A 21,763-nucleotide genomic window follows, 5' to 3' on the forward strand; every position below is an offset into this window, starting at 1 on the left:
TTCACTTCAGCCTCCGCGAGGCGATGATGCTGATCAGGTGCAGCAGCGTCTGCACGACCGCGACGAACGCGACCGCGACGGTCAGCACGCGGATCGCGGCGGGCGTCTCGGTGCCCAGCAGGACGTCCAGCGCGGTCGCGGCCAGGATCAGCAGCGACAGTTCCACCGCGCCGATGATGCGGTGGAGCTTGAGCATGGACGCCGCCTGCCGCGCCAGCGCGATCCGCGTCGAGCGGGGCCGCAGCGCGCGGTCGCCGCCCGCCGGGTCGGCCGCGAGGCCCGACTTGGCACGCGCCACCACGACGTTGTCGGTCTCGGCCTTGATCAGCGCGGCGCCGAGCGCGGCCAGCAGCCCCAGCTCGACGTAGCCGCCGGTCTCCCAGCCGCCCTGCGCGGCGAAGCCGAGGCCGACGAGCAGCGCGACCTCCGACAGGTAGTGGCCGATGCGGTCGAGGTAGACGCCCGCGACCGACGTCTGCCGCAGGTAGCGGGCGACCTCGCCGTCCACGCAGTCGAGCAGCAGGTAGACCTGGATGAGGAACGCGGCGCCGAGCGCCGTCCACAGCGTCGCCGTGCCCGTCACCGGCAGCGCGACGACGACGCCCGCGAGCACACCGCTGATCATCATCAGGTAGGTGAGCTGGTTCGGGGAGAAGCCGAGCCGCAGCGCCACCAGCGAGAAGTACGGCGACAGCGACCGCATGTAGAGGCGGCCCGCCCAGTGCTCCTCGTTGCGGCGGTCCTTCAGGCCGGGCGGCTGCCCGTGGCGGCGGACGTCGGCGACCTTGGCGCTGCCGCGCGAGGGACGCACGTCGTCACCGGGGCGGACGCCGCCGCCGGGGGGCGGGGCGTCTCCGGGCCGGTCAGCCTCCATGGGCCTGGACATACTCCTCCACCGCCTTGCGGGTCGCAGCCTCGTCGAGGTCGAGGTGCTCCAAGATCGTATAGCGGCCGGGCCGGGTGCGCGGGGCGTATTGCACGGCTTGCGTGAACTGTTCCACGGTGAGGCCGACGTCCGCCGGGAAGCGCGGCAGCCCGTGCCGGTCCAGGCAGGTCAGGATCTCGGTCAGCCGCTCGGTGCCCTCGTTCAGGTGCAGCGCCCGCAGGTGGAAGCAGAACGCGGCGCCGATGCCCGCCAGCTCGCCGTGGTTGGCGGTGCCGGGGAAGAGCTGGTCGATCGCGTGCAGGATCTCGTGGTCGCCGCCGGACGCGGGCCGCGAGTCGCCCGCGAACGACATCGCCAGCCCCGACAGCACCAGGCCCTCGGCCAGCACGGTGAGGAACCGGTCGTCGTCGATGCTGCCCGGCTGGTGCAGCAGCGCCTCGGCGGCGGTGCGCGCGACCGTCAGCGCCATCCGGTCGACCTTCTCACCGACGTGCTCGGACGCCAGCAGCCAGTCCTCCACGGCGGAGAAGTTGCTGACGACGTCGCCCACCCCGGCCCGGACGAGCCGGGGCGGCGCCGCACGCACGTAGTCGAGGTCGACGACCATCGCCAGCGGCATGACGACGCCGAACGAGCCCTTGCCCTTCTCGTGGGTCAGGGACGCGACCGGCGAGCAGATGCCGTCGTGCGAGAGGTTCGTCGCGACCGACACCATCGGGATGCCCGACAGCGTCGCCGCGTACTTGGTGGCGTCGATCGTCCGGCCGCCGCCGATGCCGACGACGGCCTCGTACGAACCGGCCCGCAGTCGCGAGCCCAGCGCGACGGCGGCGTCGACCGTGCCGCCCTCGACCTGGAACACCTCGCACGCGGTCAGCGACTCGCGGGCGTGCTCGGCGATCTTCTCGCCCTGGCCGGGGCCGACGGCGATGGCGACGCGGCCCTCGGTGACGATGCGCCGGTCGGCGAGCAGTTCACCGAGGGCGGACACCGCGCCGCGGCGCACGTCGATCGACAGCGGCGCGGTCAGCATGCGGGTCAGCAGGGGCATATGCCCCCCTTTCGAGGTCGTCCGGCCCTGCCGGGGCGGGGAACCCGGAGATCTGCGGGCGGACGGTCAGTACGTCGTGGCGATCGTGCGGGCCTTCTCCAGGTCGTCGTGGTTGTCGACCTCGACCCAGGCCACGTCACCGATCGGCGCGACGGAGATCTTCGCGCCCCGGTTGACGTACTCCTGGTAGCCGTCCTCGTAGTACTGGTCGGGGTTCGCCTCCCACGTCGCCTTCAGGGCGTCTGCCAGGGCCTCGGCGGCGGCGGGCTCGATCAGCGTGGCGCCGATGTACTCGCCCGCGGCGTCGGCCGGGTCCATGAGCTTGGTGATGCGGCTCAGGTGCCCGTCGTCGTCGAGGATGACCTTCATCTCCTCGTCCGCGAGCTTCTTCACGTCGTCGACCGCGAGCAGGATGTCCGGGCCACGGTTCGCCAGCAGGGTCTTCTCGACCGAGACCGGGTGGACGGTGTCGCCGTTGACCATGAGGACGCCGCGCGAGAAGTACTCGCGGGCGAGCCACATGGAGTAGGCGTTGTTCCACTCCTCGGCCTTGTCGTTGTGGACGAGCGTGAGGGAGACGCCGTAGCGCTCCTCCAGGGCCGCCTTGCGCTCCTCGACGGCGTTCGCGCAGTAGCCGACGACGATGACGACGTCGGTCAGGCCGACCTCGGCGAGGTTGCCGAGGGCGATGTCGAGGATGGTCGTGTCGCCGTCCACGGGCACCAGGGCCTTGGGCAGCGTGTCGGTGTACGGCCGGAGTCTCCGGCCCGCTCCGGCGGCCAGCACCATCCCGATCATGCTTCCTCTTCCTCCAGATCGACCATCATGCCGCTGTCGCGTTCGGTCCGCGCCCAGGTGCGGGCGCACTCACCGGCGAACAAGACGCCGAGGTAGGCGGCGAGCGCAGCGTACGCGAGCGGGAGGAATCCCAAGAGACCCGCGAACGCCACAATGAGCATCCGGCCTTCCCAGCCGAGCCCGGCACGGAAGATCCACTCCGGGGGCCGGAGGCCCTGCCGGGTGCGGTACGCCGTGTCGTAGTGGTGAAACGCGAGCACGGCGATCAGCACGAACACCAGCGGTTCCGCGACGCCCTGCGCGAACCCCAGGACAGCGAGGTAACCATACTCGATCGCGCGGATGATGGGCGGGACAAGCCAGTCAAAGCGGCCGCCGTGCGGGTGCAGAGCGGTCGGCCCCGACAGCAGCAGCGCGACGACCGGCGCGAACATCGCCGGGGACCGCTGCTCCCCCATGCCGGTCAACAGCAGAACCGTCGTGACGGCCAGCGCCACCAGCGCCCCCGGCAGCGGCGGAAGCTGCCCGCGCGTGAACCGGCCGAGCGCCTGCCCGAGGGCGCCGTCGTCCCGGTAGACCTGGAGCATCGTCGGTTCGGCCGCGTCGATGGGCCGGTCGATCACGGGTTCGTCCGGCTGTCTCACCGGTCTCGCCGCGAGCGACGGCGCGGGCGGCGGGGCCTGGGGTGCGGGGTTCATGGGCGGGCCGTTCGGACGGAGCGGGCGAGGCGGGTGGTGAGGGTGACGACGGCGGCCAGGCAGCCCCACCCGATGAGGGACCAGAACGTCACGGCGGCGTTGGCGAGCGCGGCGGTGACGGCGATGAGCGCGGTGCGCTCACCGATCGGCAGGGCGGCGAGGCGGTGCGCCCAGTAGACGGCGCGGTCGCGCGGGGTGCGGCGCTCGGGGAGGGAGACGCCGAGGTCGCCGGGGTCGGTGAGGGAGCAGGCGCGGGGCGGCGGCGCGGTGCGGCCCCGCGCGTCCCACGCGAAGGCGATCATGTGCCGGACGGCCAGCACGGCCAGCGCCGCGACCGCGAGCGGCCACACGTTCCCGGCGTGGACGAGGCTCGCCCCGGCGGCGGCGAGCGACCCGACGGCCAGCCCCGCATAGACGCCCCACTCCTTCACCCGGTCGGCCATGGCGTCGAGCCAGGACCCGAGCACCGAGAACCGGCGCGTGTAGCGGGCGAGCTGCCCGTCCACGCAGTCGAGCGCGAACGCCAGGAAGAACAGCACCGCGCCCGCGACCATGCCGACGCGGGTGCCCGCCGCGAACCAGAACGCCGCGACGGCCGCGAGCCCCAGCGAGATCAGCGTGACCATGTTGGGGGTGAGCCCGCGCCGCCGCGCCCACCGCACCAGCCGCAGCGAGTAGCGGCTGACGGCGTAGGTGGCGAACGGGCCGTCGCCGGTCTTCACGGCGGCGACCAGGCGGGCGGAGTCCTCGTCGGCGCCGGTGACGGCGGTGTGCGCGACGCGCGCCTCGAACTCCGACCCCGGTCGCCGGACGGGCAGCGGCCCGGTGCCGCGCGCCAGCACCGGCACCCCGGCGCGCACCAGCCCGACGAGCAGCAGCGGAAGCGGGTCCTGGGCGGGGAGCAGGGCGGTGTCGTCTTCCATGAGGGCGGCCAGCCGCTCGGCCGTCTCGGCCAGCAGCGGCACGGCGCCCGCCGCGACGCGCAGCGCGCCGGGGAACTGCGCGTCCGGCCCGTTGACGCGGTGCGTGGCGGACGCCGCCGCGACCACCCGCCCGTGCCGGGTGCGGACGGCGTATCCGCAGGGCGGCGCGGTGGCCGGCGGCGCGACGAGCGCGGCGGTGCAGTCGCCGTCGTGCACGAGGCGGCGCAGCAGCTCCTCCCCGACGGCCAGATCGCCCGGGAGCACGAGAACGGGCCGCTCGGCCCGCGCCGCCTCGCGCGCGACGGCGGCGACGGCGCGCAGCTCGTCGGCGGGGCCGGGCGTCTCGGTGACCTCGGCGCCGGGGGTGCGCAGCGCGGTGGCCGACTCGGGGCGGGCGAGGACGTGGAGGTCCGGTACGTTGAGCGTGGCGAGCCGGTCGCACAGGCCGTCGAGCACGGTGGCGTCGCCGTAGGGCAGCGCCGCCGCGGGCTCGGGCCCGCCCCGGCCGGCGGCGGTCGCGACGATCACCGCGACGGTCATCGGCGCCTCCCCGGTCCGGAACGTCACTGGTCGTACACGAAGCGTAACGGTTCCCTGGCCCGGACCGGAACATCGAGGAGGTCGGATGCGGACGGTCGCGGTGGTGCTCGCGGGCGGCGTCGGGCAGCGCGCCGGCGCCGGGCGGCCCAAGCAGCTCATCGAGGTCGGCGGCCGGCCGATCCTGGCCCTGGCCGTCGCCGCGTTCGACGCGCACCCCGGCGTGGACGAGGTCCTGGTGGTCATGGCCGCCGGGCACCTGCGCGCCGCCGCCGCGCTCACGGCCGCGTTCGGCAAGGTCGGCGGCGTAATCGAGGGCGGCGCGACGCGGACGGCCTCGACCGTCGCCGCGCTGGACGCCCTCGCCGCCGCGCCCGCCGACACGCGCGTGCTGTTCCACGACGCGGCCCGCCCCTTCGTGGACGCGGAGATCATCGACCGCGTGCTGGCCGCCCTGGACGACGCCGACGCGGTCGCCGTCGGCCTGCCCGCCTCGGACACGATCGTGGAGGTGCGGAACGGAACCGTCACCGCCATGCCACCCCGCGAGACGCTGATCCGCTTCCAGACCCCGCAGGGTTTCCGGCTCGGCGTCCTGCGCGCCGCCTACGACCGCGCCCTCGCCGACCCCGCGCTGCGCGCCACCGACGACTGCGGCATCGTGCACCGGTACGCGCCGGACGTCCCGATCCGGGTGGTCGAGGGCGGCGAGCACAACTTCAAGGTCACCCACCCGCTGGACATCGTCGTCGCCGAGCACCTGGCGGCCGGACTCCTCGCCCCGGAGGCACCGTGATCTTCACCGACACGCCCGTCGTCATCGGGCACCGCGGCTACGGCTCGGGCGACCTGCCCGTCCCCGGCACCGGACGGACCGTCGCGGAGAACACCCTGGACTCGATCCTGGCGGCCGTCGCGGCCGGGCTGTCGTGGGTCGAGATCGACGTGACGCGCACCGCCGACGACAGGCTCGTCCTGCGGCACGACCCGACCGGCCCGGACGGCGTCCACCTCATCGAGACCGACGCGGCGGCGGGCGGCCTGCCGCTGCTGGAGGAGATCTTCGACGCGCTGCCGCCCGAGGTCGCGGTGGACGTGGACGTCAAGACGATCCTGGAGGACGCCGTCGACCCTCCCGACCGCCGCACGGCCGCGCTGCTGACCCCGATCCTGCGCCGCGAGGCCCGGCGGCGCGAACTGCTGGTGACGTCGTTCGACCCGTCGCTGCTCGTCCACCTGCGCGACGAGCTGCCGGGCGTCCCGGCCGGGCTGCTGACGTGGCTGCGCTTCCCGCTGTGGCACGGCGTCCCGGCCGCCGCCGGGCTCGGCCTCCAGGCCATCGGCCTGCACACCGCGTCGGTGCGGTCCGAGCCCGGCGACTCCCGGCTCCGCGCCATCGACCACAACGTGGACGTCGCGCACAAGGCCGGGCTGGACTTCATGGTGTGGTGCCCGAAGGCCGACGACGCCGCCGCCTACGCCGACGCGGGCGTGGACGCGATGGTCGTCAACGAGATCCCCGGCGTGCTGGCCGCGCTGGGACGCTAGCGGCCCTCGCCGCCGAACTTGCGGGTCCACTCGCCGGGCTCGTCGTCGTCGCGGCGCCAGGCGTCCGGGGAGCGCTCCGGCTCGCGCGGCGGCGCGGGCGGGGGCGCGTAGGGCGGCGGCTCCTGCCGCGCGGGCGGGCGCTGCTCGCCGAACTGCGGCGCGCCGAACTGCGGCGCGCCGAACCGCGCCTGCGGCCCGACCGGGCCGGGCGGGGCGCCCGGCATCGGGGCGGGCGGCACGGCCGCGGGGCGACGGCTCCGCCACCGCGACGGCGGCAGCGCCGACACCACCAGGATCACCCCGAGCAGGAACGGGACGCCGAGGCTGCCCATCGTCAGCAGCGAGGTGAGGCGGTGGCCGAGCACGTCCATCAGCTCGTGGCCGAACCGCACCGGCCACAGCAGGAACAGCCCGCCGAAAAGGGTGAACGCCAGTCCGGGCAGCAGCGCCGCGAGCGGCGACACGCGCGACCCGGCCAGCAGCGCGACGATGATCCCCAGCGCGGCGAACGCGCCGAGGGCGAGGGCCGTCGTCGCCGGGTCGGAGTCGGCGTACCGGATGGCGACCTGCCGGTAGACGCGTTCGGCGCGGTTCCCCGCGAACAGCAGCAGCGCGAACAGCACCGGGGACGCGATCAGTCCGGCGAGCGCGCCGATCCCGTGCCGGGCTCCGTTGGACATGGCGGGACCTCCTTGGCGGGGTGGGCGGGACGAGAGCCCGCCCACCCGTCAGACGCCCGGAAGGTCGCGAAGGTTCAGGGTTTCGGCGGAACGGGCTGCCCGAGGCCGGGCGGGCTCGTCAGGAACCCCACGCCCCACGACAGGTGCATCGTCGCCAGCACCAGCGGGAACCGCACGAGCGCGCCGAACGGCAGCCCGCGCCCCTCCACCAGCCCGCCCGCGAGGATCGCGACCGCGTACCCGCCGGGCAGGACCCAGCCGGGCCAGAACCCGAGCACGCCCGCGACCGTCCCGGCGAGGATGCCGACGACGGCCAGCGGCGGCGCCAGGTAGCGCAGGTTCAGCGTGCCCTGGTGCTCGCGGCCGACGACCCGGCGCCAGCGGCCCGTGTGGTAGTACTGCTTGGCCAGCGCCCGCAGGTTCGGCCGGGGCCGGTACGTGACGCGCATCCGGGGCGTGAAGAAGATCCGCCCGCCGCTCTGCCGGATGCGGTGGTTCATCTCCCAGTCCTGCGCGCGGACGAACGTCTCGTCGTAGCCGCCGACGCGGTCGAGCGCCGAGCGGCGGAACGTCCCGAGATAGACGGTCTCGACCTCGCCCGCTTGGCCGCCGGTGTGGAACCGGGCGTTGCCGACGCCGAGCCGCGACGTCATCGCGCGGGCCACGGCCTTCTCGAACGCCGTCGTGCCCTCGGCGGCCATGATGCCGCCGACGTTGTCGGCGCCGGTCTCCTCCATCGTCTCCACGGCGGCGCGCACGTAGTCGGCGGGCAGCAGCGAGTGCCCGTCCACGCGGACGATGATGGAGTACTGCGACTTGGCGATCGCGATGTTGAGGCCCTGCGGCGTGCGTCCCGTCGGGTTGGCGACGGCGACGATGCGCGGGTCCTCGGTGGCGAGCCGCGCCGCGATCTCCTCGGTGCGGTCGCGGGACGGGCCGATCGCCAGCACCAGCTCCAGCTCGCCCGGATAGTCCTGGGTGAGGATGGCGCGGACGGCGTCGGTCAGGTGCCGTTCCTCGTTGAGGACGGGCATGACGACGGACACGGCGGGCCAGGTGCGCGCGGTGGCCGCGGGCTGCGCGCCCGGCTCACGGCCGGTGCCCGCGCCCTGCGCATGGGGAGACGGATTCATACTCGCGGGCGCTCCCGGCGCGGCGGCCGGACGGGTGCCCATTTCCTCTCTCGGCTCACGGAATGCGGCGCTGCCCGGAGGCGGGGCACCGGGGCTGAGGTCAAGACGGCGCCACGTTACTGCAAGGACACGAGCCCTAGGTAGCGAAGCATCCGGTGTCCTCCACTTTAGAGTGGGGAAGACTCGCGAACGGACCCAGGCCGGACGATCTTTGGAGGCGGGGGCGCCATGACGGACGGGCACGACGCCGATCCCCTGGAGCGCTACTTTCGGCCGCGCCCCGGCGGCGCGCCGGCGGGCGACCCCGGCGCGGGGGTGGACGGCGTCACCGTCGAGGGCGCCCCGGCGCCCCGCGTCAGCGTCGAGACGCCGCGCGGGCCGCGCCGCCCGTCGCCCGAGCTGAGCCCGCGCGCGGCCGTCGCGGCGCGGCGGCAGCGCCGCGCGCTCATGGTCACCGGCGCGGCGTCGGCGGTGGTGCTGCTGACGTCGGGCGGCGCGTGGGCGTTCCAGAGCTACGTCACCGGCGCGATCGACTCGGTGTCGATCGGCGGGCTCGGCGAGGGGTCGTCGGGCGCGATGACGATCCTCGTCGCGGGCGTCGACCGGCGCGAGGGGCTGACCAAGGCGCAGCAGCGCGCGGCGGCGCTCGGGCACGAGGCGGGCGAGCGGTCGGACACGATGATGCTCGTCCAGATCTCCAAGGACCACGACCGCGTCTCGATCGTGAACCTGCCGCGCGACTCGTACGTGACGATCCCGTCGCACCGCTCCAACGGCACCGAGGGCGCCAAGGGGCAGCGCGTCGGGGCCCGGCCGGGCAAGCTGACGTGGGCGTACCAGTTCGGCGGGCCAGAGCTGACGGTCAAGACCGTCAAGGAGGCGACGGGCGTCTCCATCGACCACTACGTCGAGGTCAACTTCTACGGGTTCGTGAGCATGGTCGACGCGCTCGGCGGCGTCGAGGTGTGCACCGAGCAGCCCATCAACGACCGCCGCAGCGGGCTGAACCTCCCGGCGGGCAAGAACCGGCTGGACGGGCTCAAGGCGCTCGGGTTCACCCGCGCCCGGTACACGCTCACCGGCGGCAGCGACCTCGGCCGCATCGAGCGGCAGCAGCAGTTCATGGCCGCGATGATGAAGCAGGCCATGTCCAGCCGCACCCTCAGCGACCCGGTGAAGTCGACGCGGTTCCTCAACGCGGCGCTCAAGTCGCTCCGCGTCGACTCCAAGCTCGCCAAGAACCTGCCGGGCCTCGCCCAGCAGATGAAGGACCTGTCCACCGACCAGATCACGTTCGCGAAGGTCCCCCTGAAGGACCCGGCGCACAACGTGATGCTCTGGAACGCCCCGACGCCGCAGTCCACCGTCCTGTGGGACGAGCGGCGCACCACCGACCTGTTCGGGCGGCTGCGCGAGGACCGCCCGCTCAAGGACGACAAGCCGCCCGCGCCCAAGCCGTCGCCGTCGCAGCCGCCCGAGGACGCGCTGACGGTGCCGCCGTCGGACATCTCGGTCCGGGTGCTGAACGCCGTCGGCACGCCCGGCCTGGCCCGGCGCGCGGGCGGCGAGCTGGCCGACGCGGGGTTCCGCTCGTCGGTCGTGCCGGGCATCGCGCGCCGGGGGCTGGCGACCACGCTGATCCAGTACGGGCCCGACCGCGAGGACTCCGCCCGCACCCTGGCCGCCGCGATCCCCGGCGCGAAGCTGAAGAAGGTCGCCGCGCTCGGCTCGACCGTCCAGGTCCTCGTCGGGGAGGACTGGGACGGCGCCAAGAAGGTCAAGGTGACGCCGTCCGGCGCCGCGACCCCGGCCACCGAGCCGGACGGCATCGAGACCGACACCGCGACCAGGAAGCTCTGCACCTAACCGAGGGGGCTCTCCTCGACCAGGCCGGTGACGGCCTCGCGTCCGGGGGCGCCGAGCTTGGCGAGGATGTGCTCGACGTGCGCGTCCACGGTGCGTTTGGAGAGCGTGAACCGTTCCGCGATCTCCCGGTTCGTGAGCCCGGCCGCGACCAGCTTCGCGACCTCCCGCTCGCGCGGCGTCAGCCGTGACAGCGCCTCGTCGCGCGAGCCCGGACGCTCGTCCGGCTCGGGGAACGCGCCCACGGCCGCCGCCGCGACGACGCGGTCCTGCGGGAGGCGCAGGCCGCGCGTGAACAGCTCGTCGAACAGGTCGCCGCCGAGCGCGGCGCGGGCCTCGGCGGCCGACCGGTCGTGCACGTCGCGCAGCGCCCGCATGCCGAACAGCGGCACCCCGATGCGGCGCCACTGCGCCTCGGCGGCGCCGAGCAGCCACGCCGTCCCGCGCGCCTCGCCCTCCCCGGCCGCGACCCACGCCAGCATCTCCAGGCAGGACGCCAGCCCGGACGGGTCCTCCACGTCGTGCTTGAGCCGCACCGCCGTGCGCAGGTGCGCGGCCGCGCGGACGCCGCGCCCGCCGAGGAAGTGCGTGAGCGCCCGCATGCAGTGCGCCCAGCCCTGGAAGTAGCGCTCCCCGGTGCCCGCGAACACGCCGACCGCCTGGCGGCTCAGCGCCAGCGCCGTCGCGTCGTCGCCGCGCACGGCGTGCAGCAGCGCGCCGTAGCCGTGGCTGTGGATCTCCACGACGGGGTCGCCGCAGGTCAGGGCGGCTTCGCGGGTCCGCGTCCAGACGTCCAGCGCCCCGTCGGTGTCGTCGCGGAAGGTGAGGACGGCGGCGTGGAGCTGCGACGCCGCCGCGTACAGCCGGTCGTCGCGCAGGTCGCGGGCCAGCGCGCGCGCCTCGGCCAGCCCCTGCGCCGCCTGCCCGTACGCGCCCTGGCCCATGCCGAACCAGTGCGTCACCAGCAGCGCCTCGGCGCGCTCGCGGGACGGGCCGGGGTGACGCTCCAGCGTCAGGTCGGGGAAGAAGCGGCCTTCGACGAAGCGGGCCGTGCAGAGCCAGAACCCGCGCAGGGCCGTCGCCATGCGCAGGCCCGCCGCCTCCTCGCCGGGCGTCTCGTAGGAGTACTCCAGCGCGGCCCACAGGTTCGCGCGCTGCGCGTCGAGGTCGTCGACCGCGTCGCGCTGCTCGCCGGTCGTCCAGCGTGCCGCGAACCGCTCGGCGGCCCGCAGGTAGTGGTCGCGGTGGCGGCGGCGGCAGGCGTCCCGCCCGCCGGACGCCTCCAGGCGCTCGTGGCCGTACTGCCGGAGCGTGTCGAGCATCCGGTACAGGCCGTCGTCGTGCTGGAGGATCGACTTGCCGACCAGGTCCGCGAGCAGCCCGTCCAGGTCGTCGGCGGCGACGGGGCCGCCGGTGCACACGTCCCGGATCGCGGCCAGGTCGAAGCCGCCCGCGAACACCGACAGCGCCGCCCACAGCCGCCGCTCGGCCGGGCTCAGCAAATCGTGGCTCCAGTCCAGCGCGGTGCGCAGCGCCCGGTGGCGCGGGACGGGCGTGCGCCCGGCCGCCAGGACGCGGAACCGGTCGTCGAGCCGGTGCGGCAGCTCGTCCGGCGGCAGGTCGCGCAGCCGCGCGGCGGCCAGCTCGATCGCCAGCGGAATGCCGTCGAGCCTGCGGCACATCGCGGCGACGGCGCCGTCCGGGAACGTCGTCCCCGGCCGGGCGGCCGCGGCCCGCTCCTCGAACAGCCGCACGGCGTCGCTCTCCGGCAGCGGACGCACGACGCGCACGTGCTCGGCCGAGGTGTTCAGCGCCTCCCGGCTCGTCGTCAGCACCCGCACGCCGGGCGCGCCCGCGAGCAGCCGCTCCGCGAACACCGCGCACGCCTCGGCGAGATGCTCGCAGGTGTCCAGCACGACCAGCATCTCCCGGTCGCGCAGGTGCTCGGCCACCCGGCCGACCGCGTCGCCGCCCGCCGTCACCTCCGGCAGCCCGAGCCCCGCCACGACGGCCTCGGGCAGCAGGTCGGCCTGCCGCAGCACCGCCAGCTCCACGACCCGGACGTCACCGACGTCCCGCATCCGCGCGGCGACCTCCCCGGCCAGCCGCGTCTTCCCGATCCCTCCGGGCCCCAGCAACGTCACGAGCCGCGCCCGCCGCAACAACCGCACCACATCCGCGACGTCCCTCTCCCGCCCAACGAACGAGTCCCCGCCCACTCTCCTCACTCCTCGCATCGGGTCACCGGCCACTCCCCCCGCGAGTACCCAAAGCGAGCCCCGCTCAACGCCGCCCCCGGGAACGCCGAAGGGCCGCCCCCGTCCGCTTCCGGACGGGGACGGCCCCTGCGCGTCCCGCCCCTACTTCAGGAGCTGGCGGGCGATGACCATGCGCTGGATCTGGTTGGTGCCCTCGTAGATCTGGGTGATCTTCGGTACGCCAGTCGCCCACCTGGGCAGATATACCCCACCAGCTCCCATCCTTCCCCGCGCCTTCCGACTCCCTGGCAGAACTGAGGCAGAACTAGGCGGCCTACTGTCGGCGTACGACGTGGCGCCGTAGCGCCTCGTTGACGACGTCGCTGACGGTCTTGTTTTCCACCTCGGCAAGCCGCTTCGCCTCGTCCCACACCTCGTCCGGCACACGCACCGACCGGTTCGGCACCTGCCCGGTCGCAGGCCGTCCGCGCTTCCGTTTTTCTGTCATACAAGAAACCGTAGCGGAGCCCTTGTCTCGACACCGAGAGGATGATTTTCTGTAATACAATAAAACGACCCCGGACGCGGTGACTGCAACACCGGCCGGGGCCTTGATCGGAAGGAACCTCCGACCCATGAACGACGCTACACAGCTCGACCTGTCGCGGCTGTCGCCCGCGCAGCGCAAGGGCGCGGCCTGCGTGATCTGCCGCGTCGCCTACGGCAAGTTCGAGATCCGCAGCGTGCCCGTGGCCGTCGTTGACGGTGGCCAGGTGTTCGCGTGCGTCGTCTGCGCGGACGCGGGCGCCATCGTCGCCGAGCAGACGAAGCGCATCAAGGCCCTGACCGACGGCGACTCCGAGGGCGCCGAGATCATCGGTTCCCTGCTGCCGGTCCTCAACCGCATCGCCGTCGTGCTGCTCGGCAACCGGGCCGCCGCCGGGCACGCACTGCTGCTGCGCATGGCGTTCCACCGGCTCGACGGCAACATGGACGAGCAAGCGTACGACAAGCTCATGGACACGCTCCGATCGGGTTCACTCGACCTGGTCCATGAGCGGCTGGCCCGTGTGGACGCCACGGCCGACGCTGCGAAACGGGCGGGCCTGTCGCGGGCGGTCATGGCCGAGGTCCGTGACCGCTTCGAGCACGTCGTCCGCAAGCACGGGCAGGACGCTGGCGAGGTGTTCCTCCGCGTGATCCGAGCCCGTGTGGCGGGCCAGCTCGACGACGCCGAGACTCGCGCCATCGTCCGCCCGGTCGTCCACGACGGCGACAACTCGGCGGCCTTGGCCCGGCTCGCGCAAGTGCAGCAGTGAGCGCCGGACCCGAGTGGGCCATGGCCGGTTCGTCCTCGGGTGCTGGTCTCCGTCACGGGCAACGTCGGACACGTCTGGTAGGACCTGGCTCCGACCGGCCGTGCGCCGGTCGGTGCGATGCTCGCCGCGGTGTTCTTCCCGGTCGCCCTGCTCGTCACGGTCTAGTGCTCGCGCGGGTGCGGTGGCCGCGCTAGGCATCGTGGGGAGCGGTCCGGTTCGCCGGCGCCGGTCTCGTCGCGGTAGTCGCGGCCGTCGTGAGCTACCGACACATGTCGGACTTGTTGACGACGTTCGGCGAGGACCGCACCACGACCATGATCGGACCGCTTGCGGTCGACGGGCTCATGGTGGTCGCGGGTCTCGCGCTGCTCGCGACCGGTGCCCACGGGCAGGCGAAGGGTATCCACGTCGTGACTACAGACCCGCTCGACGAGGCGCTCACGCAGGCCCTCACGGTCGCGAGCACGCACCCGCGCGCCGTCACCGAGGCGGACGATTCGATCCCCCTGACCGCCCGGTCGGGTACGAGGTGTGGGACGTCATCAAGCCGGACGCCCCGCCGGGCGCCGCCCCCGAAGGACCCCGCGAACGAGGACCACGCCCTGTTCAAGGTCGAGCCCGCCGACCCGCTGACCGCGACCGCCCGCGACCGGTTCGCCGAATTCCTTGCGACCGGAGCCACGCCCTCGATCCGGGTGCTACGGCCGGAATCGCGGATCGGGCACCCGCGCGCCATCCGGATGCGCCACGCGCTCGCCGAAGAGGTGCGTAATTTCACGCAGTCGGCTGCCGAGGACCGCGTCCGGGTCGGGTGAAACGCTGACGGGATCTGCGTTGCGCTCATCGCAACGCAGGTCTCCCACTCCCGCACGCACGCACGCACGCACCGGACGGCAATACCCCGCGAGAGGGTATTCACCTGCGCCTGCCTCGCGCGCGGGTGTACCGATCCGATTGAGGGCCTTCCGGGATCTCCATGCGGGGGCGTCCGGCACGCTCGGCCCGAGCCCCCACGGCGCTCGGGCCGCGCACCCGAGAAGGTGCGGCGGCGTCCCCTATCGTCCCCAGGTGGCGCCGCCGCGTCTTGGGCGGGAGGCCGACATGACCGACTACCGCATTCAGGGTGACGGGACGACGTTCATCGCCACCGAGGCCGGGCGCGTGCTCATGTCCGGCGTACGGCTCGACGACGGGAGTTGGCGAGTCCGCTGCCGTCCGGCTACGTAGGCGAGCTTCGAGCCCGCCGAGGGTTTGGAGGGATCGTCGCCCGCGACGACGCGATCCAGCAGGCGGCCGGACGCAAGCCCTCGCTCGCAGCGCGTTCGGCGGGGGCGCGGCGGGCATGCAGGTCAGGGTAGGGGTGTGACCCGATCCGGCCAACGCAATGACGCCGACGCGCGAGCCATGTCATGGTCAACGAACTGACGATCTGGGAGGTGGGCGTGGCGGACAGCAACGTCTTTCCCATGAGGGGTCAACGCGGCTACGGTGAGTACATGGGCACCACGGCGTTGGAAGTGCGAGTCCAACAAGGCGCCGAACGTGTCGAACTTCAACGTCTCACCGCAGCGTTGAACGAACTGCGTCTAGCGCTCGCGGACATCGAACGCCTGTTGATCGAGCGCGGTACCACACGTGCCAGGTGGGTCGTCGATCTCGTTGACCAGCAGGATCATGAGCTGGTTGTACGCGTTACTGCCGCAGACTCGACGCAGCGCCCCCGAGCTTCGCTGCTCGCCCCAGTCGACGCCCTCGTTGCCGGCGTCGCTCACCTCGCCGAGGAGCCCGAGGTTCCCGACTTCTACACAGAGGCCGTCATCAAACGGCTGCTGAAGCTCGGCACGCCAGGCCGCGGCGTCCAAGAGGTGTCGCTCGCCGCGGTGAACGGCAAGCCCGGACCGCGCCGCGTCATCAGCGAACCCGTGCGCCAGCACGCCAGTCGCGCGCTCACGGGCACCCAGACATCGCTCGGCTCGGTGAGCGGCTTACTGGACACCGTTAGCGCCCGCGGCGGCAATCTCCGCGTCGGCATCTTCGACCCCCACACTCGCAGCTCGGTGGTCGGAGAGATCCCCGAAGATCTCGCAAGCGCTGTCCATGGCGATTTCTGGCAGGCACACGTTCTCGCGCGCGGAGAACTCAAGCGCAACGATCGCGGCCAAGTGATCAGAATAAAGATCGATCATATCGAGCGTCTCCCCAGCGGTGCAGACAAGCGCGCGTCCGTAGCCGATGTTCTCGGCGCCGACCCTGACTGGACTGGGGACATGACCGTCGACGAGTTCGTGCGAGAGGCGCGGCGTGCCTGACCGGACCCCCCTGATCTACCCCGACACCTGCGTCTACCTCGACGTCATCACCCGCGACGAGACTCCCCACCCCGAGACGAACGAACCGAGGTGGAAGGCTGGCGCCGCCTTGTTCGAGGCGTGGCTCGACAACCGCATTCGCTTGGCGACCAGTCCGCTTGTCGAGGCGGAGGTGTTCTGCAAGTCCACGGACAAGCGGAAGCGCTCATCGCACGCCGAAGAGCGGCTTCATAGCTGGTTCCAGGCGCCGGAGATGCGGTGGACTGACATCGACCGCTTCATCTCACGAGATGCGGCGAGACTGCGCGATGAGTACGGCCACCTTCATCGACCCGGCAAACGACCTTTCGGCGGCGCCGATGCTGTTCATCTTGCCGCAGCCGTGCGACTGGGCTGTGACTTCTTCATGAGCTACGACGGCGGCCTGCCCATTGGTCATACCGTGGGCAAGAAGCTGAAGGTGTGTTACCCCCGCGCTGAGTGGGACCAGGCCCTATTCCCGAGGCCGTCGACATGACGAAGAGCGCCCCGCCGTCCTCCGAGGAGAGCGCTGGACGCGCGAGGTGCGTGACGGCTACCGGGCCAGCATGCGCCGGACGTCCGGGCATGGGGGTGCTGTAGACCGACACACGACGATCGAGCCCATGATCACAACCTCCCACTAAATCGTCGAAGAGACAAGCGCCGGAATGGGACTGCACACTTGTGCAAGATCATTCGTCGCTAAATCACCTAAAGCCCAATGGGGTCGTCACTTTGAGTGACGGACAAGAAACGGGAGGCTTGTGGTCACGTGGCCTCCTGACCTGCGCGGGATCGAATCACCCCGCCCTCCCCGCATATGCGCGGGCCGGGGCCATGACCCCCGCACTGAGTGCGCTCTGCGGGCCGCTCGGCACCGTCTGTGACACTGGATCGCTCACGCGGTTCGATGTCACTCCGTGCGGTGCCGGCCCAGGGTCCGGCTCGGTTGTCACGATGGGGCCACCATCGCGCGAACCTCGATGTGACCCACGGTGAACGTTACCGGGTGTGACGGGCGTCGAGGGGTGCGCGGCGTACCAGCGGGCGATTGACCATGCGAGGGCTCGCGGGCCGCTGCTCGCGGGCGCGTTGCTCCACCACGTCGCGTCCTGGGTCAAGGGGCGACCACGCGTCCGTGGTGCTGGGGCGCAGCGGGCGAGAGTGCGGGTGTCGGTCAGGGCGTGGATGATCCACACGCGTGCGGTGGCGGTGTGCTTCAGGGCCTCGTCGATGCTGACGAGGCGCGTCATAACCGGGGCCGAGGGGGCGGCGCGACGTGGATCGCCACCGACACCGGGAGGCGTGCGCTCCCCACGAGCCGGTGCCGGACGGTGACGCTCTCCGCTCTCGACGGGTCGCCTCGTAGGCCGAACGCGCCCCGCCCCCGCAGCTCGTCGGCGTTGTCCGCGACGGCGAGGATGGACCTCACGCCGAGCCCGAAGCCCCCTATGGCGCCGCCACGCTTGAGGTTCTGCGCAGACGCGGTGACGGTCCGGGTCGTCTCGTCTTCGTTGGTCACGAGGGCTTGCAAATCTTCGAGCGGCGCCACCGTCCGAGCTGAAACACCTCGGCGTGCATCTGCGCGAGGTTTTCGACCGGGACCGAGGCGACGCTGGCGGGCGCCTGGCATCTCGGGCAGCGCAGGTTCAAGGTGTTGATCTCGGCCGGGAAGAACTGGCGGTCGTGGCCGACGGGGTAGACGTAGCCCAGCGTCTCCGGGTCGATGCGCACGGCGGTTCGGTCGTTCATCGCGCCGTTCTCCCCGCTCGTTTCGCAGGTACGACACCCCGAACCGTCGCCACCTATCGGCGGGCGCGAGCCCGCAGTCCCGGCACCGAAACGGTGTGAAAGCCGGTGCTCGCCAAGGTCGGCGTCATCCCGCCGCCCGTGAGGGTGAAGGACGCCCGGGGCCGCTCACGGCTCCGGTTCGCCACCACGCGCCGCGAGGGCACGCACCAGCTCCGCCACTACTTCGCAAGTGTCACGCTCCCGGCCGGCGTCTCCATCAACGAACTGGCGGAGTACCTCGGGCACGCCGATCCGGCGTTCACGCTGCGCTACTACGCCCACATGCAGGTCGGTTCGTTCGAGCGCGCCCGTGAGGCGATCGACAGGAGGATGCGGCGGCCCCGGCTCGTCGTCGGCCAGAACTGAGGCAGAACCGGGATACCGAAGGGGCCGCCGCCGGTCCGTGGAAGAACCGGCGGCGGCCCCTTCGTTGCTGGAGAATCCCAGCTCAGCGGCCTACTTCAGGAGCTGGCGGGCGATGACCATGCGCTGGATCTGGTTGGTGCCCTCGTAGATCTGGGTGATCTTGGCGTCGCGCATCATGCGCTCGGCCGGGAACTCGCGGGTGTAGCCGTAGCCGCCGAGGAGCTGGACGGCGTCGACCGTGACGTCCATCGCGACGTCGGACGCGAGCGCCTTGCACGCCGACGAGACGAACGTGAGGTCGGGGACCTTCTCGCCGTGGAAGGCGCGCTCGGACTTGATCGCCGCGTGGTAGGTGAGCTGGCGGGCGCCCTCCAGCCGCATCGCCATGTCAGCGATCATGAACTGGACGCCCTGGAAGTCGCTGATCGGCTTGCCGAACTGCTTGCGCTCCTTGACGTACCCGATCGCGTAGTCGAGCGCGCCCTGCGCGATGCCGAGGGCCTGCGCCGCGATCGTGATGCGGGTGTGGTCCAGGGTGGCCAGCGCCGTCTTGAAGCCCGAGCCCTCCGCGCCGATGAGCCGGTCGGCGGGGATGCGGACGTCCTGCAGGATCACCGTGCGGGTCGGTGAGCCCTTGATGCCGAGCTTCTTCTCCTTCTCCCCGAACGACACGCCCGGGTCGGACTTCTCCACGACGAACGCCGAGATGCCCTTCGCGCCCTTCTCCGGGTCGGTCACGGCCATGACCGTGTAGTACTCCGACACGCCCGCGTTGGTGATCCACATCTTGGTGCCGTTGAGCACCCAGGAGTCGCCGTCGCGCACCGCGCGGGTCTTCATGCCCGCCGCGTCCGAACCCGCCTCCGCCTCCGACAGCGCGTACGAGAACATCGCCTCGCCGCGGGCCACCGGAGTCAGATACTTTTTCTTCAGCTCATCCGAGCCGGACAGCAGCACCGGCACGGTGCCCAGCTTGTTGACCGCCGGGATCAGCGACGAGGAACCGCACGCGCGGGCCACCTCCTCGATGACGATCACGGTCGCCAGGGCGTCGGCCCCGGCGCCGCCGTACTGTTCCGGGACGTGCACCGCGTGCAGATCGTTCTGCACCAGCGCGTCCAGGGCCTCCTGGGGGAAGCGGGACTCCTCGTCCACCTCCGCGGCGTACGGGGCGATCTTGGCGTCGGCGAGCGCGCGCACCGTCTGCCGGAGGAGCTCGTGGTCCTCGGACGGAGCGTAGGCAGGAAAGTCGGGACTCATAGAACGAATGCTACCCGCCAGTAGACTGCGCGGAACTGAGCAGGTCCCGGCGTGGATCGAGAAAGGAACGACGCGTTGGCGCTCCGCCTGACGGTCATCGGCACCGGGTACCTCGGCGCCACCCATGCGGCGTGCATGGCCGACCTCGGCTTCGAGGTCCTCGGCCTCGACGTCGACCAGCGCAAGATCGCCCGGCTCGCCGCGGGCGACCTGCCGTTCTACGAGCCCGGGCTCGAACCCGTCCTGCGGCGCGGGCTGGAGAGCGGACGGCTCCGGTTCACGACGTCGTTCGAGGACGTCGCAGAGTTCGGTGACGTCCACTTCGTCTGCGTCGGCACCCCGCAGAAGGCCGGGGAGTACGCCGCCGACCTCACCTACGTCGACGACGCCATCGACGCGCTCGCCCCGCTGCTGCGGCGGCCGAGCGTCGTCGTCGGCAAGTCCACGGTGCCGGTCGGCACGGCGGCGCGGCTCGCGCGGCGGCTCGCGCGGCTCTCCCCCGCGGGCGGCGACGCGCTGCTGGCGTGGAACCCCGAGTTCCTGCGGGAGGGCTTCGCCGTCCAGGACACGCTGCACCCCGACCGGATCGTCGTCGGGCTGCCCACCGAGCAGGCCGCCGCCGACCGCGCCGAGAAGGTGCTGCGCGAGGTGTACGCGGTGATGCTCGCCGACCAGACCCCGTTCCTGTGCACCGACTACGCGACGTCCGAGCTGGTGAAGGTGTCGGCGAACGCGTTCCTGGCCACCAAGATCTCCTTCATCAACGCGATGGCCGAGGTGTGCGAGGCGGCGGGCGCCGACGTCACCAAGCTCTCCCAGGCCCTGTCCTACGACGACCGCATCGGCGGCAAGTTCCTCGGCCCCGGGCTCGGCTTCGGCGGCGGCTGCCTGCCCAAGGACATCCGCGCCTTCATGGCCCGCGCCGGGGAACTCGGCGTCGACCAGGCCCTGACGTTCCTGCGCGAGGTCGACGAGATCAACATCCGGCGCCGCATCCGCATGGTCGACCTGGCCCGGCACGAACTCGGCGGCTCCTTCATCGGCCGCACCGTCGCCGTCCTCGGCGCCGCGTTCAAGCCGAACTCCGACGACGTCCGCGACTCCCCCGCCCTCGACGTCGCCGCGTCCATCCGCTCCCAGGGCGGCGAGGTCACCGTCTACGACCCGCAGGCCAACGCGAACGCCCGCCGCGCCCAGCCCGACCTCGGCTACGCCGACGACACCCTCACCGCCGTCCGCGACGCCCACGTCGTCCTCCTCCTCACCGAGTGGCCCGAGTTCCGCGAAATGGACCCCCACGCCCTCGCCGAATCGGTCGCCGAACGCAACATCGTCGACGGCCGCAACGCCCTCGACCCCGAAACCTGGCGCACCGCAGGCTGGAACTACCGAGCCCTGGGCCGCCCCTGACCCGAACCCTTACCCCGTACCGACCCCCCACCGGCGCTCTCTCACCTACGCTGGAGACTGCGTTTACACCTGTGAACGCCGCGTGAGCAGGCAAAGGTCACGGATTGCGAAAGGGCGGGTCGTGAGCGTCACAAGTGGCTACAGTCCCGAGCATGGCCCCTACACGATCGCGGATCTGGATGCGCTGCCCGAGGAGGGCAAGCGGTACGAGCTCGTGCACGGGCACCTGATCGAGATGTCGCCTAGCGTGCTGCACGACGAGGTGGCCGAAGCGGTGAAGGAGGCCCTGCGTCCCGGCCTCCCCGCGGGCTACCTGCTGCGGGGCCCGTACGACCTCCGCATGCCGGACGGCTCTCTCTACTCCCCCGACGTCGCGATCCTCGACGCCGCCGCCGTGCGCCGCGCCAAGGACGAGGACCGCCGCGCCCTCACCGGCGAGGACGCCCTCCTCGTCGTCGAGGTCCAGCGCCCGTCCAGCGGAAGCTGGAAGAAGGTCCACCACGAGAAGGTCCGCGACTACGCCGCCGCCGGCGTCCCCCACTACTGGATCGTGGACCTGGAGGACGTCCCGTCCATCACCGTCTACCACCTGGACGAAGGCGACATCACCTATACCCTCACCCACCACGTCACCGGCGACCGAGCCCTCACCACAGAAGCCCCGTTCCCGATCGCACTCACCCCCGCAGACCTCCTCGCCTGACCCCGTGACACACCGCGGCCCTCACAACATCGCCGACCTGGACGCGCTCACAGGCGAGAGCGGACGCGTCGAGCTGGTCAGCGGCCACCTCATCGAACGACCGACGAGCCCTCGCCGAGCCTTCGTCACCGACGCCCTGCGCCGCGTCCTGACCCCTCACACACCTGCACATCTGACGATCTCGCGCGGCGACGGCGTTCTCGAAGTGGAGGCGCCGTTTCCGATCAAGGTTTCGCTTGCCTCGCTGATGCCCTGACGCCGACGGGTCG

At 72.2% G+C, this 21,763-nt stretch carries 21 protein-coding genes and 2 pseudogenes; 11 read left to right on the forward strand and 12 right to left on the reverse strand.

The annotated features are described in order from the left end of the window. Position 1 precedes the first annotated feature (1 nt). From C229_RS0102460 to C229_RS35685, 5 genes are all read right to left on the reverse strand, one after another. Entirely contained in the window at positions 2–874 is an 873-nt protein-coding gene (locus C229_RS0102460; protein ID WP_018653491.1) for a CDP-alcohol phosphatidyltransferase family protein, read from the reverse strand. Then, positions 864–1,919, reverse strand: a complete 1,056-nt coding sequence (locus tag C229_RS0102465) for an iron-containing alcohol dehydrogenase family protein (protein WP_026313384.1) — start codon at positions 1,917–1,919, stop codon at positions 864–866. Before C229_RS0102465 ends, C229_RS0102460 begins: the two co-directional genes overlap by 11 nt. 84 nt (positions 1,920–2,003) lie before the next feature. After that, a complete protein-coding gene (locus tag C229_RS0102470) occupies positions 2,004–2,735 on the reverse strand; it encodes a phosphocholine cytidylyltransferase family protein (RefSeq protein WP_018653493.1) in 732 nt (243 codons plus the stop codon). Then, positions 2,732–3,358, reverse strand: coding sequence for a DUF5941 domain-containing protein (locus tag C229_RS35680; RefSeq protein ID WP_018653494.1), 627 nt, complete (start codon positions 3,356–3,358; stop codon positions 2,732–2,734). The genes C229_RS0102470 and C229_RS35680 overlap by 4 nt, the downstream gene beginning before the upstream one ends. 71 nt (positions 3,359–3,429) lie before the next feature. Further along, positions 3,430–4,896 carry a CDP-alcohol phosphatidyltransferase family protein gene (locus C229_RS35685; RefSeq protein ID WP_051108847.1) on the reverse strand — a complete coding sequence of 489 codons (1,467 nt, stop codon included), beginning with the start codon at positions 4,894–4,896 and terminating at the stop codon, positions 3,430–3,432. Between the two features lie 85 nt (positions 4,897–4,981). Between C229_RS35685 and ispD the strand changes: the two genes are divergently transcribed. Next, positions 4,982–5,689, forward strand: coding sequence for a 2-C-methyl-D-erythritol 4-phosphate cytidylyltransferase (gene ispD / locus C229_RS0102485; RefSeq protein WP_018653496.1), 708 nt, complete (start codon positions 4,982–4,984; stop codon positions 5,687–5,689). Continuing rightward, the gene (locus C229_RS0102490; RefSeq protein ID WP_018653497.1) at positions 5,686–6,441 is read left to right on the forward strand and encodes a glycerophosphodiester phosphodiesterase; all 756 of its coding nucleotides are present in this window, start codon (positions 5,686–5,688) and stop codon (positions 6,439–6,441) included. The genes ispD and C229_RS0102490 overlap by 4 nt, the downstream gene beginning before the upstream one ends. On the opposite strand, the gene C229_RS32520 is transcribed toward C229_RS0102490, so the two are convergent. Further along, entirely contained in the window at positions 6,438–7,121 is a 684-nt protein-coding gene (locus C229_RS32520; protein WP_051108848.1) for a hypothetical protein, read from the reverse strand. The two genes, C229_RS0102490 and C229_RS32520, sit on opposite strands and share 4 nt — an antisense overlap. A gap of 74 nt (positions 7,122–7,195) precedes the next feature. Next, entirely contained in the window at positions 7,196–8,155 is a 960-nt protein-coding gene (locus C229_RS0102500) for a glycosyltransferase family 2 protein (RefSeq protein WP_026313385.1), read from the reverse strand. A gap of 327 nt (positions 8,156–8,482) precedes the next feature. On the opposite strand from C229_RS0102500, the gene C229_RS0102505 reads away from it, so the two are divergent. Then, complete coding sequence (locus C229_RS0102505) at positions 8,483–10,120, forward strand: LCP family protein (RefSeq protein ID WP_018653499.1); 1,638 nt, start codon at positions 8,483–8,485, stop codon at positions 10,118–10,120. On the opposite strand, the gene C229_RS0102510 is transcribed toward C229_RS0102505, so the two are convergent. From C229_RS0102510 to C229_RS33960, 3 genes and pseudogenes are all read right to left on the reverse strand, one after another. After that, positions 10,117–12,336 (reverse strand): ATP-binding protein, encoded by a 2,220-nt coding sequence (locus C229_RS0102510; RefSeq protein WP_155884555.1) that lies wholly within the window; start codon positions 12,334–12,336, stop codon positions 10,117–10,119. The genes C229_RS0102505 and C229_RS0102510 overlap by 4 nt on opposite strands. 141 nt (positions 12,337–12,477) lie before the next feature. Then, positions 12,478–12,549, reverse strand: a pseudogene (locus C229_RS36000) (acyl-CoA dehydrogenase family protein); the annotation flags it as partial. A gap of 100 nt (positions 12,550–12,649) precedes the next feature. Then, positions 12,650–12,823 carry a CopG family transcriptional regulator gene (locus C229_RS33960; RefSeq protein ID WP_155884556.1) on the reverse strand — a complete coding sequence of 58 codons (174 nt, stop codon included), beginning with the start codon at positions 12,821–12,823 and terminating at the stop codon, positions 12,650–12,652. A 127-nt stretch (positions 12,824–12,950) separates the two neighbouring features. On the opposite strand from C229_RS33960, the gene C229_RS0102525 reads away from it, so the two are divergent. The 4 genes and pseudogenes from C229_RS0102525 to C229_RS0102545 all read left to right on the forward strand — a co-directional run bounded on the left by C229_RS0102525 (position 12,951) and on the right by C229_RS0102545 (position 16,460). Then, entirely contained in the window at positions 12,951–13,634 is a 684-nt protein-coding gene (locus C229_RS0102525) for a hypothetical protein (protein WP_018653503.1), read from the forward strand. Positions 13,635–13,864: 230 nt separating this feature from the next. Further along, a pseudogene (locus C229_RS32525) lies at positions 13,865–14,449 on the forward strand (DUF2637 domain-containing protein); the annotation flags it as partial. Positions 14,450–15,043: 594 nt separating this feature from the next. Next, positions 15,044–15,943, forward strand: coding sequence for a hypothetical protein (locus C229_RS0102540; RefSeq protein WP_018653506.1), 900 nt, complete (start codon positions 15,044–15,046; stop codon positions 15,941–15,943). Continuing rightward, positions 15,936–16,460, forward strand: a complete 525-nt coding sequence (locus C229_RS0102545) for a type II toxin-antitoxin system VapC family toxin (protein WP_018653507.1) — start codon at positions 15,936–15,938, stop codon at positions 16,458–16,460. Before C229_RS0102540 ends, C229_RS0102545 begins: the two co-directional genes overlap by 8 nt. 1,022 nt (positions 16,461–17,482) lie before the next feature. Here C229_RS0102545 and C229_RS0102555 read toward each other — a convergent pair. Beyond that, a complete protein-coding gene (locus tag C229_RS0102555; protein ID WP_018653509.1) occupies positions 17,483–17,716 on the reverse strand; it encodes a hypothetical protein in 234 nt (77 codons plus the stop codon). 105 nt (positions 17,717–17,821) lie between these two features. On the opposite strand from C229_RS0102555, the gene C229_RS0102560 reads away from it, so the two are divergent. Then, positions 17,822–18,121 carry a tyrosine-type recombinase/integrase gene (locus C229_RS0102560; RefSeq protein ID WP_018653510.1) on the forward strand — a complete coding sequence of 100 codons (300 nt, stop codon included), beginning with the start codon at positions 17,822–17,824 and terminating at the stop codon, positions 18,119–18,121. Between the two features lie 90 nt (positions 18,122–18,211). Here the strand turns inward: C229_RS0102560 and C229_RS0102565 are convergent, their stop codons facing one another. Then, positions 18,212–19,381, reverse strand: coding sequence for an acyl-CoA dehydrogenase (locus C229_RS0102565; RefSeq protein ID WP_026313387.1), 1,170 nt, complete (start codon positions 19,379–19,381; stop codon positions 18,212–18,214). 75 nt (positions 19,382–19,456) lie between these two features. Here C229_RS0102565 and C229_RS0102570 point away from each other — a divergent pair, with 75 nt between their 5' ends. From C229_RS0102570 to C229_RS0102580, 3 genes are all read left to right on the forward strand, one after another. Further along, positions 19,457–20,791: a UDP-glucose dehydrogenase family protein gene (locus tag C229_RS0102570; RefSeq protein WP_018653512.1), complete on the forward strand. Its 1,335-nt coding sequence runs from the start codon at positions 19,457–19,459 to the stop codon at positions 20,789–20,791. 121 nt (positions 20,792–20,912) lie between these two features. Further along, complete coding sequence (locus C229_RS29150; protein WP_018653513.1) at positions 20,913–21,494, forward strand: Uma2 family endonuclease; 582 nt, start codon at positions 20,913–20,915, stop codon at positions 21,492–21,494. 4 nt (positions 21,495–21,498) lie between these two features. Then, positions 21,499–21,750 (forward strand): hypothetical protein, encoded by a 252-nt coding sequence (locus C229_RS0102580; protein WP_026313388.1) that lies wholly within the window; start codon positions 21,499–21,501, stop codon positions 21,748–21,750. Positions 21,751–21,763: the final 13 nt, after the last annotated feature.

This window comes from Actinomadura flavalba DSM 45200 (assembly GCF_000374305.1).
Lineage (GTDB): Bacteria > Actinomycetota > Actinomycetes > Streptosporangiales > Streptosporangiaceae > Spirillospora > Spirillospora flavalba.